11 protein-coding genes are annotated in these 15,023 nt (G+C 71.6%); 7 read left to right on the top strand and 4 right to left on the bottom strand.

Annotation, left to right across the window (positions count from 1 at the left end):
* From MQH31_RS19560 to MQH31_RS19550, 3 genes are all read right to left on the bottom strand, one after another.
* Positions 1-1,023 (bottom strand): hypothetical protein (locus tag MQH31_RS19560; RefSeq protein WP_243013443.1); only part of this gene is annotated, 1,023 nt, incomplete at its 3' end.
* A 209-nt stretch (positions 1,024-1,232) separates the two neighbouring features.
* Entirely contained in the window at positions 1,233-2,603 is a 1,371-nt protein-coding gene (locus MQH31_RS19555) for a M20/M25/M40 family metallo-hydrolase (protein WP_243013442.1), read from the bottom strand.
* Between the two features lie 54 nt (positions 2,604-2,657).
* Positions 2,658-3,419, bottom strand: a complete 762-nt coding sequence (locus MQH31_RS19550) for a gamma-glutamyl-gamma-aminobutyrate hydrolase family protein (protein WP_243013441.1) — start codon at positions 3,417-3,419, stop codon at positions 2,658-2,660.
* Between the two features lie 207 nt (positions 3,420-3,626).
* On the opposite strand from MQH31_RS19550, the gene MQH31_RS19545 reads away from it, so the two are divergent.
* The 7 genes from MQH31_RS19545 (at position 3,627) to MQH31_RS19515 (ending at position 11,912) form a co-directional block, all read left to right on the top strand.
* Positions 3,627-5,780: a TPM domain-containing protein gene (locus MQH31_RS19545; RefSeq protein WP_243013440.1), complete on the top strand. Its 2,154-nt coding sequence runs from the start codon at positions 3,627-3,629 to the stop codon at positions 5,778-5,780.
* Positions 5,781-5,855: 75 nt separating this feature from the next.
* On the top strand, positions 5,856-6,587 hold the full coding sequence (locus tag MQH31_RS19540) for a PspA/IM30 family protein (RefSeq protein WP_134535214.1): 732 nt from the start codon (positions 5,856-5,858) through the stop codon (positions 6,585-6,587).
* 117 nt (positions 6,588-6,704) lie between these two features.
* Entirely contained in the window at positions 6,705-7,538 is an 834-nt protein-coding gene (locus MQH31_RS19535) for an arginase family protein (RefSeq protein ID WP_243013439.1), read from the top strand.
* Positions 7,539-7,703: 165 nt separating this feature from the next.
* Entirely contained in the window at positions 7,704-8,540 is an 837-nt protein-coding gene (locus tag MQH31_RS19530; RefSeq protein ID WP_243013438.1) for a crotonase/enoyl-CoA hydratase family protein, read from the top strand.
* A 53-nt stretch (positions 8,541-8,593) separates the two neighbouring features.
* Positions 8,594-10,039 (top strand): dihydrolipoyl dehydrogenase family protein, encoded by a 1,446-nt coding sequence (locus tag MQH31_RS19525; protein ID WP_243013437.1) that lies wholly within the window; start codon positions 8,594-8,596, stop codon positions 10,037-10,039.
* A gap of 116 nt (positions 10,040-10,155) precedes the next feature.
* A complete protein-coding gene (locus MQH31_RS19520; protein WP_243013436.1) occupies positions 10,156-11,142 on the top strand; it encodes an ATP-binding cassette domain-containing protein in 987 nt (328 codons plus the stop codon).
* Entirely contained in the window at positions 11,139-11,912 is a 774-nt protein-coding gene (locus tag MQH31_RS19515; protein WP_134535209.1) for an ABC transporter permease, read from the top strand. The genes MQH31_RS19520 and MQH31_RS19515 overlap by 4 nt, the downstream gene beginning before the upstream one ends.
* Before the next feature lie 52 nt (positions 11,913-11,964).
* Here MQH31_RS19515 and MQH31_RS19510 read toward each other — a convergent pair whose 3' ends face one another.
* Positions 11,965-14,997 carry an ATP-binding protein gene (locus tag MQH31_RS19510; RefSeq protein ID WP_243013435.1) on the bottom strand — a complete coding sequence of 1,011 codons (3,033 nt, stop codon included), beginning with the start codon at positions 14,995-14,997 and terminating at the stop codon, positions 11,965-11,967.
* Positions 14,998-15,023 lie beyond the last annotated feature (26 nt).

Below are 15,023 nucleotides of genomic sequence, written 5' to 3'. Positions count from 1 at the left end.
CGCATCCCGAGCCAACCCCAGACTCACATTCAACTCCACCTGCCGCACCCGCAACCGATCCGCATCCCGCACCGCGAACAACAGGCGCAGGGCGCCGGCCATCACGGTCACCACCGCGGTGAAGATCGAGAAGTACGACAGGGAGGTGAACTCGTTGGCGAAGATGACCCCGAGGGCCCCGAGGGTGAGGATCGACGGCATCGCGACGACCAGAGTGGAGGACCGAGAGCCGACCGGCGTCGGGGTCGACCGGGACCTCCAGGCGGCCGCCACGAGGAGCAGGCCCGCCAGGGGCCAGAACGCATCGGTCGGACTTCCCGGCGTGTCCCGATTCGGAACCAGCCCGCTCGCCTCAAGGAGGTTGTCGATCGCCATGAGCGAGAAGGCGGCGGTACACAATGCCCAGATCTGGCTCGGTCGGCGGCCGAGGGCTGCAGCCGTTCCGACGAGGACGGCGACGAGAACCAGGAGGGCGACCTGGTAGAGCAGCGACTGCAGCGTGTCGAGGCTGACGTCGTCGGAACTGCGGAACAACAGCGCGGACGAGATCGAGAGCAGTCCGAGGCTGGCGATCAGGCCGTCGAGCCAGACCGAGGCGGTCCCGGCCGGAAGTCGTCTGCGCACGAGAAGGACCAGCCCGGCGAAGGCGAACCCGAAGAACAGGACATCGAAGACGAACACGAACACACTCAGCACGCCGTCCGCGGCACGACCCACCGGGCCCGAGGCGGCACCGGCCACATCGGCCAGGGACACGGCATACAAGGCCCCGGCCAGGAATCCCCAGGCGGTGCGTTCGATCGAACGCTGCGCCACACGCATCGCGATCAGGGTCGCGGTGCCGAGTTCGAGAGCGATGTAGAACCAGCTGTCGAGCCACCCGGGACGTCCAGGTCCGGTCACGACGAATGTCGATGCGGCATAGGCGACGGTCCCGGCGAGGATGAGAGCGAACGCGACCCTGATCCGCTTCGGAGCGTCGGGCAGGACTCGACCGAGGATGGTGAGGCCACGCTGTGCCACCAGAACAACCTCTCGTCCACGTCATCGCCGGAGACCGGACCGGTGGGAGCCGGACCGTTCCCTGCACTCCCGGCACGGACGATTACGGACGTCGACTCTTCCATGCTGCATGACCCTGAGTACAGGTCACCTGCTACATACAGTGCAGTATTGCATGCAATTTATCAACTGTGAGCGACGCAGGCATCGGGTCTCCCCGGGCACCGCGGTCAGCCGTGCAGGTCCCTCACCACCGCGTCGAGGGCGTTCACGGTGAGGGAGACGGACTCGAGGTCGATCCGCTCGTCGTTGCCGTGGAAGAGCTGGCGGAACATGCCGTAGTCCCAGCGCCGGCTGAGCAGGGCGAACCCGTACGCGGGGATGCCGCGGCGGCGGTAGAACCGGGCGTCCGAGCCGCCGACGCTCAGCATCGGCAACAGGTCGGCGTTCGGGTATGCCCGGCGGGCGGCCGCGCCGAGGGCGTCGTAGAGCGGCGTGTCGATCGGAGAGCGGGTCGCGGCGTCGAACCCCTCGCCCTCGATCGTCACGTCGGCCATGAGCTCGCCGAGCGCCTCCCGGAGGTACGCGTCGACATCCGTCGCCGCAATGCCGGGCAGCACCCGGATGTCGAGGGTCACCGTCGCGAGGGCGGGAATGACGTTGTCCTTGTCTCCGGCCCGCACGACGTTCGGCGAGATGGTCGTGTGGGTCGAGGCGTGCGCGAAACCGGCGAGGGTGCCGAGTTCGTGCAGGGCGTCGATGATGCGGACCGGGTCGAGGAGCCGGGCGGCGAGCGCCGGGTCGAGGCCGAGTGCCGCCACGTAGCGGCGCCAGTCCGGGGTGATCTGCACGGGCGCGTGATAGCGGGAGAGCCGGTAGACGGCATCCGCTGCGATGATGGCTGCGTTGCGGGCACCCCAGGGGGCCGAACCGTGCCCGGGGGTGCCGTGCACGATCAGGCGGCGGCCGGCGATGCCCTTCTCGCCGATCGTCGTGGAGATCGAGGGGGTCGGGCCGACCGGGACCCCGCCGGACTCGGTGAGGACGAAGTCGGCGTCGATCAGGTCGAGGCGGTTCTCGGTGAGCCATTCGACGCCCAGGCTGCTGCCGGCCTCCTCGTCGGCGACGGCCGCGAACACGAGGTCGCCCCGGGGGCGGAACGAACCGGTCGCGATGGCGCGCGTGACGGCGGCGTAGCTCGCGGTGAGGCAGAGCATGTCGAGGGCGCCGCGGCCCCAGATCTCGCCGTCGACGATCTCCGCCGCGAACGGGTCGCGGCTCCAGCCGGCCTCGTGCACGGGGACGACGTCGAGGTGGCCGACGAAGGCGAGGGAGGGGGCGTCCGGGTCCGTTCCGCGGATGCGGGTGATCAGGGAGGCCCGGCCCGGGTGCGGTTCGACGACCTCGAGGTCGAGGCCGGAGCCGGCGAAGAAGCCCTCGAGGGTGCGCACGCTGCGGATCTCGCCGCCGGAATCCGCGGTGCCGTCGTTGACGCAGGCGTTGCGGATCAGGTCGCGCAGCAGGTCGACGGTGGCGCGGGTGAGGGTGTCGTCGGGAAGGGCGTCGGCGGCGATGGTGCGGTCCTTTCGACGGGTGCCCACACTCTACCCGAGCGGATGCCGGGCGCGTCTGCCCGGCGCGGCTGCCGGCTCGGTTCAGGCGGCGATGCGACCGGCAGCTTCGATGGCCGCGAGCTGGCGCTCGAGGCTCCTCAGCAGCAGCGGGAGCTGGTCGGCGGGAGCGTCGGGGGCCTCCGGGTGCCACTGCACGCCCGTGATCGGTGCGAACTCGTGCTCGACGGCCTCGATGAGCCCGTCCGGCGCGAACGCCGCGGCGAGGAGGCCGGCGCCGAGCCGGTCGACGCTCTGGTGGTGTGCACTCTGCACGGCGGCGAACGCGCCGCCGAGGCTGTCGGCGAGGACGGTGCCCTCGAGGAGTTCGACGGTGTGCTCGCGGAGGATCCGGTCGATCGGCACGTCGACGTTGCGGTGGATGCCCTCGTCGATGTGCTGCACGATGCTGCCGCCGAGGGCGACGTTGATGATCTGGAGGCCGCGGCAGATGCCGAGCAGCGGGGTGCCGCGGTCGAGGGCGCGGCGCACGAGCGCGAGCTGTCCGTCGTCGGCGACCGGGAAGTGCAGGGTCTCTTCCGGGTATCCGGAGACACCGCCGTAGAAACGGGGCGTGATGTCTTCCCCGCCGAGGATGACGATCGCGTCGGCATCCGCTGTTGCGGTGAGCAGGGTGGCGATGGTCATGTCGGCCGCTGCGAGGCGGGTGACGGCCCAGCCGCCCTGTTCGGCGGCGGCCACGACGGTTCCGTTGAGGACCTGGACCTTCGCGTGGTACGCCGGCCGGTCCGGGCGGCTTCCGGTGACCTCGACGACCGCGAGGCGCGGGGAGGTGGTCTCGGCCATGCTGTCCTCCAGGGGTGTCGGTCAGGGGTGCCGCTCGTGTGCGGGTGTTCCCAGTGTGGAGACTGTCCGCTCCGGACGCGAACGGGCCCGTCACAGTCCGCAACAGAGCGGTTCGTAGACGGACACGTCCGGGCGTTCTATGCTCACGGCAGGAGGCCCCGGACACCGGTCCGCGCCTGCGATTCCCGCGCCGAAGGAGGCGAGTCCATGCGGTCACGACGGCTGCTGTTCCGGGGAACCGGGCTCGCGGCGCTGGTCGTCGTGGGGCTGTGCTTCGTCGGGCTGTGCTTCGGCGCGGGACCGGGCACTCCCGCCTACGCCGAGGATCCCCCGAGCTTCGGGTCGAGCCACGTGGTCGACACGGTCGGCGCTCTCGGTTCCCGCACCGACGAGGTCACCGCCGCTCTCGACCGGCTCTACGTGGAGACCCGCACCGACCTGTTCGTCGCCTACGTCGGCAGCTTCAGCGGCGTCGCCGACCGGCAGCAGTGGGCAGACCAGACCGCCGACGACAACGGGCTCGGCACCAACGACGTGCTGCTCGCCGTCGCAACCGGTGACCGGCAGTACCAGCTCTCGGTCGCGCAGAATTCGGCCCTGACGGATGCGCAGCTCCTGGAGGTCGAAACCGTCGCGATCGAGCCGGCCCTGCGGGTGAACGACTGGGCGGGAGCCGCGATCGGCGCCGCGAACGGCTTCGCCGCGACGATCGGCGGCCAGCCGGTTCCGGCCCCCTCGCTCACGCCGGGCGCGGCGAACCCCGGAGGCGGGGGCTCCTCTGGCGGCGGTGTCCTCATTGTCGTGCTTGTCGCCCTCGTCGTCTTCCTCGCGATCGTCGTCGGGACGATCGTGTTCTTCGCCCGGAGGGCGCGGCGCGGCGCGGTGACCGCACCCGGAGCGGGGCCGCCTGCCGGTGCCGGGCCGCCGGCCGGTGCGGCCCCACCGACCGGAGCGGCCGCCCTGTCGACCGAGGAGCTGTCCCGGCGGGCGGCGACGGCCCTCGTCCAGACCGATGATGCTGTGACGTCGAGCGAGCAGGAACTCGGCTTCGCGCTCGCCCAGTACGGCCAGGTGGCAACGGAGGCATTCCGCACGGCCCTCGATTCCGCGAAGGCCGAGCTCCGGGCCGCGTTCACCCTGCAGCAGAAGCTCGACGACGCCGTCCCCGACACCGAGGAGCAGCGCAGGGACTGGTTCGTCGCCATCCTCGACGGCTGCGAGCGGGCCAATGCGACCCTCGACGACCAGGCGGCGGACTTCGCCGCGCTGCGCCAGCTGGAGAAGAACGCCCCGGCCGCCGCGGCATCCGCCACGAGCGCAGCCGACGCCACCGAAAGCAGGATCGCGCCCGCCGCGACCCGCCTCGCCGAGCTCGCCGGCCGGTATACCGCGGCCGCGCTCGGCACCGTCGCCGACAACGCCGACCAGGCCAGGGAACGCATCATCTTCGCCCGGACGGCACTGTCCGAGGCCGGCAAGCGGATCGAGAGCGACCCGCCGGGGGCGGCCGTCGGGATCCGCGCGGCCGAGGAGTCGGTCGACCAGGCCGGCCTGCTGCTCGATGCCGTCGACCGGCTTGGAACCGACCTGTCCACGGCGGCGGACCGGGTCACGGCAACGCTCACGGAGCTGCAGGGCGACCTCGCGGCGGCGCACGCCCTCCCGGCCACCCCTCCCGGCATCATCGCAGACACCGAACGCGTCGTCGCCGACGTCTCCGCCCGGCTCGGCGCCGGGCCGATCAACCCGCTCGAGCTGCTCGGCCGGCTCGAGGCGGCCAACGGGCGCATGGATGCCGCACTGCAGGGGGTGCGGGACGCTGCGGCCCAGGCGCAGCGCACCGAGGCCGCGCTCGACCAGGCCCTGCTCTCCGCGCACGGCCAGGTCTCCGCCGCCGAGGACTTCATCACGGCCAGGCGCGGCGCGGTCGGCGCGGAGGCCCGCACCCGGCTCGCCGAGGCCGGACGCCTCCTCGCCCAGGCCGACGCCGCCAGGGCGACCGACCCGGGCTCCGCCCTCGCCGCGGCGCAACGCTCCGGCTCGCTCGCCGCAGAGGCGATCACTCTGGCACGGGCGGATGTCGACGGTTTCGCGGGAGTGCCCGGTCCCGGTACCGGCCTCGGGGGCGGCCAGAGCGCCGGAAACGGGTCGGGCATGCTCGGTGCCGTCCTCGGCGGGATCCTGATCAACTCGGTGCTCACCGGCCGTCCCGGCGGCGGACTCTTCGGCGGCGGTTCCTTCGGTGGGGGCGGCCCCTTCGGCGGCTCACGCGGCCGGGGCGGTGGCGGCGGTTTCGGCCTGCCGGGCGGCTTCGGCGGCGCGGGCACCCGGTCCCACCGCGGCGGGGGCGGGAGGTTCTGACCCCCCTTACAGCGGAAGCACACAGACACGCGCCACACTGGACCCGCCCGCAGAATCACTCGAAAGGACATTGTCATGACCAAGCAATCCATCTTCGGCCGCATCGCACAACTCGCCAAGGCGAACATCAACTCCCTGATCGACTCGGCAGAAGACCCAAAACTCATGCTCGACCAGATGGTGCGCGACTACAGCAACAGCATCTCGGACGCCGAGGGCGCCATCGCGGAGACGATCGGCAACCTGCGCCTCCTCGAGGACGACCACCGGGAGGACGTCGAGGCCGCCGCGGAGTGGGGCGGCAAGGCACTCGCCGCGAGCCGCAAGGCTGACGAGCTGCGCGCAGCGGGCAACTCCGTCGACGCCGACAAGTTCGACAACCTCGCCAAGGTCGCGCTCGGCCGCCAGCTGCAGTCCGAGAAGGAGGCGAAGGCCGCCGAGCCGCAGATCGCCTCGCAGACCACCGTCGTCGAGCAGCTCAAGACCGGCCTCAACGCGATGAAGGAGAAGCTCGGCCAGCTGTCCGCCAAGCGGGACGAACTCATCGCCCGTTCGAAGACGGCCGCGGCGCAGACCAAGGTCATGGACGCGGTCAAGAGCATCGACATCATGGACCCCACGAGCGAGGTCAGCCGGTTCGAGGACAAGATCCGCCGCGAGGAGGCCAAGGTGCGCGGGGCGAACGAGCTCGCAGCGTCGAGCCTCGACGCCCAGTTCGAAAGCCTCGAAGACCTCGGCGAACTCACCGAGGTCGACGCCCGCCTGGCCGCACTCAAGTCCTCAGGGACGAGTGAGATCGAGAAATAGGAGCGGGTGGTCAGCGGACCCGAGCCGGCGCTAAACCGCCGAGAGGGTGCACTTTTGAGTTCGGAGAACGCGCCGGATACCCTCGCGCGCGGCAACCGGCGAGGCGCATACTGGAGTATGGCTCCCTCCTTCGTTGTCGTGCCGCAATGGCAGGGTTCGGTTTCGCCGCGCGCGATGCGCCTCAGTGATGGTGCGGAGGCGATCCGGGGTGATCTCCCGTCCTCCGCCACCGTCGAAGTCCCGGTTCCGGTCGAGGCCGGCGACGCGCAGGACACCGGCATCGACCGGTTCTCGAGCCTTGTGATGGTGCGCGAGCGCCTCACCCGTGCGCTGCGCGACTGCGTCACACCCGTCCTCACGATCGGCGGGGAGTGCGGCGTCTCACTCGCGGCCGTCGGCCACGCCTCGGCGCGGCATCCGGGCGGCCTCGCCGTGGTCTGGCTCGACGCACACCCCGACCTGCACACCCCCGAATCGTCTCCCTCCGGAGCCTTCGGCGGCATGGTGCTCCGGGCGATCGCCGGCGAGGGTGTCGACGGGCTCGTGCTCAACGCGGAGGAACGGGTCCCGTTCGACCGGATCGTGATCGCGGGAGCCCGCGACATCGACCCGGCCGAGGCCGAGCTCATCGGTGCGGCGGGCATCCGCAGCCTGTCGATCGAGGAGCTCGAGACGCCGGACGGCCTGGTCGCCGCGGTCCGCGCGACCGGCGCGACCGCGTTCTACCTGCACCTCGACCTCGACGTGCTCGACCCCGCGGTGCTGACCGGGCTGGCGAACCTGCTGCCCTTCGGGCTGAGTGTCGAGACGCTCGGTCGCACGATCACCGCGCTCAGGGCCGAGTTCGAGCTCGCCGGCGCGACGATCGCCGGCTTTGCGCCCGCCTCTCCCGAGGCCGCGAACGACGACCTGCCGAGCATCCTGCGGATCATCGGCGCCCTCACCCGCTGATTTGCTCGTCGTCACGCACGCACAATCGCGTCACGCAGAATCGGAGATTTTTCCGACACGCCGTGCACGCGGGCAGCGGATACCGCGGGTCGCGCAAAACTCCGACGTTGCGTTGTCCTGCACCGCGGGCAACGCGTCGAAACTCAACAACCAGGGAAGGCATCCGTGAGCGAGCAGCGCAGCACCGAACAGAGCCGAAATCAGCACGACCCCGACCGGCAGGAGCCCCGGGTCCTGACCGAACGACGGGGGCACGTGCTCCTGATCGGGCTCAACCGGCCGGACAAGCGCAACGCCGCAGACTTGCTGATGCTGCAGCAGCTGTCCCTGGCCTACGGTGACCTCGACCGCGACCCCGAGCTGCGGGTCGGCCTCGTCTACGCGGTCGGCGAGCACTTCACGGCCGGTCTCGACCTCGCCGACATCGGCCCCCGCCTCGGCCCGGACGGCATCGACATGGTGCCGGACGGCGGGATCAACCCCTGGCAGGTCGACGGTCACGCGGTCTCGAAGCCGGTGGTGATGGCCGTGCAGGGCACCTGTCTCACGCTCGGGATCGAGCTCATGCTCGCGAGCGAGATCTCGGTCGCGGCCGCCTCGACGCGGTTCGGGCAGATCGAGGTGGCCCGCGGCATCCTGCCGTTCGGCGGAGCCACGATCCGGTTCCCGCGCGCGGTCGGCTGGGGCAATGCGATGCGCTGGATCCTCACCGGTGACATGTTCGACACCGCGGAGGCGCTGCGGATCGGCCTCGTGCAGGAGGTCGTCCCCGACGGCACCGAGTTCGACCGGGCGCTCGAGCTCGCCGGACGGATCGCCGCCCAGGCGCCGCTCGCGGTGCAGGCGAGCCTCGCGAGCGCGCGAGACGCCGTGCGACTCGGCGACGCCGTCGCGGAGGCCGGCCTGCAGCCGGCCCTCGGCGTGCTTGCGGCGAGCGAGGATGCCCGGATCGGCATGGAAGCGTTCCGCACCCGCACCCCGGCGGAATTCGTGGGGCGCTGAGGTACCCGCTGGGGTTTCCCCCACAGCATGACTCATCGACGACAGGAGACACAATGAACGACCAGACCACGACCTACGACGTCATCGTGATCGGCGGCGGCGCCGTCGGAGAGAATGTCGCAGACCGCACCGTTCAGGGCGGGTTGAGCACCGTCATCGTCGAGAGCGAACTCGTCGGCGGCGAATGCTCGTACTGGGCGTGCATGCCCTCGAAGGCCCTGCTGCGGAGCGGCGCCGCACTCTCCGCCGCCCGCCGGGTCGGCGGGGCCGCAGAGGCCGCGACCGGCCAGCTCGACGTCGCCGCGGTGCTGCGTCGCCGGGACTCGTTCACGAGCCACTGGTCGGACGACGGCCAGGTCGGCTGGCTCGACTCAGCGGGAATCGCCCTCGTCCGCGGGCATGCCCGCCTGAGCGGCGTGCGCGAGGTGACCGTGACCGGGGCCGACGGCACGACGAGCGTCCTCACCGCCCGGCATGCCGTCGTAGTGAGCACCGGGTCGTCCGCCGTGCTGCCCGACATTCCGGGGATCGGTATCGTCGACCCATGGACCAGCCGCGAGGCCACGAGCGCCCAGCACGTCCCGGAGAGCCTCGCCGTCATCGGCGGCGGCGTCACCGCGGCCGAAATGGCCACCGCATACACCTCGCTCGGGGCGAAGGTCACGCTCATCGTGCGCCACTCCCTCCTCGGCAAGGAGGAGCCGTTCGCCGGCGAGCTCGTCATCGAGGCGCTGCGCGCGGCGGGAGCGACCGTGCTGACCGGGGAGGCCCCGGTGCTCGCGATGCGCGCGGCAGACGGCACCGTCGTGCTCACCCTCGCGAGCGGCGGAACCGTCACCGCGAATGAGGTCCTCGTCGCGACGGGTCGCACGCCCCGGACCGAGGACGTCGGGCTCGCGTCCGTCGGGCTCCCCGACGGCGACTGGCTGACCGTCGACGACACCCTGCTGGTTCAGGGTGACGCGGCGGACCTCGCCGGCGACTGGCTGTATGCGACCGGCGACGTCACGCACCGGGCGCTGCTCACCCACCAGGGCAAGTACCAGGCGCGCGCGGCGGGCGACGTGATTGTCACCCGCGCCTTCGGCCGCGCCGTCGACGACGCGCCCTGGGGCACCCACGTCGCGACCGCAGACCACTCCGCGGTTCCCCAGGTCACGTTCACCGATCCCGAGGTCGCCTCGGTCGGGCTCACCCAGGCGGCGGCGGAGAAGGCCGGCCTCCGGATTCGGGTGCTCGACTATCCGATCGGCAATGTCGCAGGGGCGAGCCTGCAGGCCGACGGGTACACCGGCAGGGCCAGGGCCGTCGTCGATCTCGACCGGGAGGTGCTCGTCGGTGTCACCTTCGTCGGCCAGGACGTCTCCGAGCTCCTGCACGCGGCGACGATCGCCGTCGTCGGCGAGGTTCCGATCGCCCGGCTCTGGCACGCGGTGCCGGCTTACCCCACGATGAGCGAAGTCTGGCTGCGCCTGCTGGAGGCATACGGCCGCCCGTAACGGGGCATCCGCTGCCCGCTGCCGCGCGACAGGATAGCGCTGACAGGCGCTGACAGCGCGCGGCAGCGGGGCGACAGCGCGGGAATTGTCTACTGGTGTCCTACCCAGGAGGCACAATGACCGCAGCAATCGAAGCCCGCGGGCTCACCAAACGATTCGGCTCGACCCAGGCACTCGCCGGAATCGACCTCACCGTCGAACCCGGCCGGGTGCTCGGCGTGCTCGGACCCAACGGCGCGGGCAAGACCACCGCCGTGCGCATTCTCGCGACCCTGCTGAAGCCCGACGCCGGCACGGTCAGGGTCGCCGGTTTCGACGTCCTGTCGCACCCCGTCGAGGTGCGCCGCCGGATCGGCCTGACCGGCCAGTACGCGAGCGTTGACGAAGACCTGCGCGGCGTCGAGAACCTCGTGATGATCGGGCGCCTGCTCGGCCTGTCCCGCTCGAGCGCGAAGGCGCGCGCCGCCGAGCTCCTCGAGGAATTCGAGCTGACCGACGCGGGTGACCGCCTCGCCAAGACCTATTCCGGCGGCATGCGTCGCCGTCTCGACCTCGCGGCCTCACTCATCGGCCGGCCGAGCGTCGTCTTCCTCGACGAACCGACCACGGGCCTCGACCCCGCCAAGCGCGACGACGTCTGGGAGATGATCCGCACCCTTGTCCGCCAGGGCACGACCGTTCTTCTCACCACCCAGTACCTCGAAGAAGCGGATGCCCTCGCGAACGAGATCACCGTCATCGACCACGGTCTCGTGATCGCCCACGACACCCCGGATGGCCTGAAACGCCAGGTCGGCGGGCAGACCCTCGAGGTGCGGCCGGCCGACGATCGCGACCTGGACCGGGTCACCGCCCTGCTCGCCTCGGTCGGCACCCGCTCCCCCGAGTTCCCCTCCCCCAGCCTCGTCTCCGTCCCCGTCGCAGGCGCAGACGCCCTCACCGCGACCGTCGCCCGGCTGCACGCCGAGAACATCGCCGTCACCGAACTCTCGCTGCGGCTCCCGAGCCTCGACGAGGTCTTCTACTCCCTGACCGGTCACACGCCGGCAGCGCCCGCGTCACCGTCCACCCCCGGCCTCGTCACGGAAGGAGCCGCATCATGATGGTCCGCGACTCACTGATCCTCGCCCAGCGCACCGTCACCAAGATGGTGCGCAACCCCGAACAGTTCCTCGACGTCTCGGTGCAGCCGATCGTGATGACGGTGATCTTCGTGTTCATCTTCGGCGGCGCGATCGCGGGGACGAGCCAGGACTACCTCCAGTTCGCGCTGCCCGGCATCATCGTGCAGACGATCATGACGACGGCGATGACCATCGGCGTCAACCTCAACTCCGACCTGAAGAACGGGGTGTTCGACCGGTTCCGGTCCCTCCCGATCGCCCGGTCCGCACCGCTCATGGGCGCCGTGACCGGCGACGTGGTGCGGCACAGCATCGCGATCGGCGTCACCCTCGCCTTCGGTGCGGCGATCGGCTTCCGGTTCCTGACCCCGTGGTACTCGGTCGCGACGGCCATCGTGCTGATGATCGTCTTCGCGATGAGCCTGTGCTGGACATCCGTCTTCATCGGCATGCTCGCCCGCAGCTCGGGCGCCGTGCAGGGACTGTCGTTCCTGATCGTCTTCCCGCTCACCTTCGGCTCCTCTGCGTTCGTGCCCGCTGCGACCATGCCCGGCTGGCTGCAGGGCTGGGTCGCGATCAACCCGGTCACGCACGTCACCGACGCGATGCGCGGTCTCCTGGTCGGCAACTCGATCATGACCCCGGGAACCACCGTCGGCGGCGAAGTGCTCTGGGTGCTGCTCTCCTGCGTCGTGCTCGTCGGGGTCTTCTTCCCGCTGGCGATGCGCGCCTACCGCACCAAGCTCTAGCCCCCATCCCTCCCGCGAAATCCCTCCGCGAGCGGGGGCGGGCGGGGCGGGATCAGGGCGCGGGATCGATCAGGGCGCGGAGTGTCGCGAGGGCCTGCGGGCGCGAGGAGGGCGCCGGCGTCGCCCGGTCGATGCCGCGGGCGGCGGCCGCGGCCTCGATCGCGATCGCGCGCGGTTCGAGGCGGTCGTACGCCCCGATGATCGCCGCGGAGAGGTCGAGCGCCCGCACGGCCTCCTCGACCTGTCCGCGGGCGAGCGCGAGGCCGCCGAGGCTCAGGGCGACCTGGCCGATCACGGGGTGGTCGAGGCTCGCGATCGCAGCCCCCGCGGCGACCCGGATGGCCCGCTCCGCGGCATCCGGGTCGCCCAGCAGCAGCGCGAGCTCGGCCCGGCGCACGCCGATCATGGCCACGAGCTGGCTGGGCATGTTCGGCCAGCCCGACGCGAGGTCCTCGATCCTGGCGAGCCGGGCGCTCGCTGCGCGCGCGTCCCTGTCATTCAGGTCGAGCACGAGCGCGGTCGCCTCGGCCAGGATCACCGTGAAGATGTTGCCGGACTCCGCCGCCCCGGCGAGGACTTCGTCCGCGCGCTCCCTGGCCGCCGCGAGCCTGCCCTGCCGCAGCATGATCGACACGGCAAGCGCCTGCTGCTGGGCGAGGTCCCAGCTCGAGGTGATGCGGCTCATGTTCGCGGTCGAGGCATCGGTCACGTCGAGCGCTTCCTCGAGGCGCCCCTGCAGGCTGAACCACTCCGCGCGCATCTGCTGGGCGAGGGCGAGGCCCCAGAGGTCGCCGATCTCCTCGAATGCGGTCACGGCGCGAGTGGATGCCTCGCCGAGCTCAGTGATGTCGCCGCGGTTCTGCGCCGTCGCGGCCCGGATCACGTGCAGCATGGCCGTTGGCCATGGATCGAGACCGAGCTCCTCGCCGCTCGGGATCCGCACTCGCAGCATCCAGCCCTCTTCGCCGAACGAGGTCCGGAACGCGGACAGGAGCGGGAAGGCCAGCTGCATGAGCTCGCCGCCCCGCCCCGGCGGGTCCTGCGCCCAGGCGTCGAACGCACGCCGCGCTGCCTCGGCGAGCGCCTCGGGCACGAGTGCCGAGTCGCGGGCGGCATCGAGGTTGGCCTCCTCCGCGGAGAAGGCCCGGACGACCGGCGCGAACAGCACGATGGCGCGTGCTTCGTCACTGTCGACCGCTGCGGCCAGCTCGCTCACCGCACCGAGCCAGGCGCCGAGCTCGTCGCGCCGCTCCCGGATCCCCCAGTACCAGACGCAGGCGAGCGCAATCCGGACCGCGGGCTCGGCGAGACGCGCGCTCGTGGTGTAACGGAGCGCTGCGGTCACATTGTCGTCTTCGGCGTCGAACCACGCGATCGCCTCGCGGATCCGCGGCCCGCGCATCAGCGCATCGGCGGCCTCCGCCCGCAGCATCGCGTACTCGGCCTGCGCCGCTCGCTCGGCAGCGAGAGTCCCGGCCTCCGCGAGTCGCTCGATGCCGTACTCACGGATGGTCTCGAGCAGCCGGTAGCGTCCGCGCTCGCGGTGCAGCAGCGACTTGTCCACGAGGCTCTCGAAAACGGATGCCCCGGCGAGACCGGCCGTGGCGGCGACGTCGGCCGCATCCCGGGTGTCGATGCCGGCGGGGAACACCGCGAGTCGGCCGAGCGCCGTGCGTTCGTCCGCCGAGAGCAGGCTCCAGCTCCAGTCGATCAGGGCGCGGAGGGTCTGGTGCCGGGGCAGTGCGGTGCGGTACCCGCCGGTGAGGAGGGTGAAGCGGCTGTCGAGGCCGTCGAGGACCTCGTCGAGGGTCATCGTGCGGAGCTTCGCGGCGGCGAGCTCGATGGCGAGCGGCAGCCCGTCGAGGCGCGCGCAGATCCGGGCGGCACTGGCCAGTTCCGCGGTATAGAGGCCGGTGCCCCGCGCAGCGACGGCACGCTGGCTGAACAGTTCGAGCGCGGCGAACTCGCGCAGGCTCTCCGGCGAGCCGGGCGACGCCGGCGAGCCGGGCGCTTCCGGCGAGCCGACGGCGGCCGCGAGCTCCGACTCACTCGGGTGCGGCAACGACCCGACGGTGACGAAGGCTTCGCCGGGGATACCGAGCGGCTCGCGACTCGTGGCGAGGATCGTCAGCGCGGGGAGTGCGCCGAGCAGGCTCTCCGCGAGCCGCGCGACCGCATCGATGACGTGCTCGCAGTTGTCGAGCACGAGCACGACCGCGCGGCCGAGCAGCGCCTCGACGACCCGCTCGAGGCTGCCGACGGGTTCGACGGGCGCGTCCGAGGTGCGCAGTTCGCGCCCGGTGGCCGCGAGCACCGCGGCGAGCACCTCGCCAGGGCCGACCGGGGCGAGTTCGACGAGCACGGCCCCACGGATGCCCGCTGCCGTTTCGAGCGCGAGCCGCGTCTTCCCGATTCCACCGGTTCCGACGATCGTGACCAGCCGGGACCCGGCGAGCTGCTCCTCGATCGCGGCGAGTTCCCGCTCCCGGCCGACGAGGCGGGTGAGGGACACCGGGATGCCGCGGGCGGCCGAGGGTGCGAAGGGAACCGAGGGTGCGCAGCCCTCCGTGGCGGCGGCGTCCGGGGCGGCGTCCGGGGCGGCGTCCGGGGCGGCGAGTTCGAGTGCCCTGGCCTTGTCCCGGGCCAGGTCGCGGAGGAACCAGTCGAAGTCCGGGGACGGGATCCAGGGTTCGCCGGCCCAGAGCGCGAGGGCCGCGCTCGCGCCGCGCCGGGCATCCGCCGGCAAACCGGCCCCGGCGGCGGCACCGGCTTCGGCGACGAGGTCTTCGAAACGGAGTGCGTCGACGTCGGACCTGGCGAGCCGGAGGCGGTAGCCGCCGACCGTCGACTCGATCAGGCCGGGCGGGAGCTGGGCCCGCAGCCTCGAGACGATGGACTGCAGGGCGGCCCGCTGGTTCTCGGGCGCATCGCGGGACCAGACGTCCTCGGCGATCGCCCGGTAGCTCACGGCCGTCCCGGCGTCGACGGCAAGCCGGAACAGCACGGCGAGCTGCATCGCCCCGGTCACGGGAAGACGTCGTCCGTCGTGCTCGACACTCAGGCCGCCCAGCAGTCGAATTCGCACGGGGTTAACTCTAAGTGCCGGTCAGG

This window comes from Cryobacterium zhongshanensis, from assembly GCF_022760445.1.
GTDB lineage: Bacteria > Actinomycetota > Actinomycetes > Actinomycetales > Microbacteriaceae > Cryobacterium > Cryobacterium algoricola.
The sequence above is the reverse complement of the archived record's forward strand: the minus strand, read 5'-3'. Positions and strand labels throughout refer to the sequence as shown.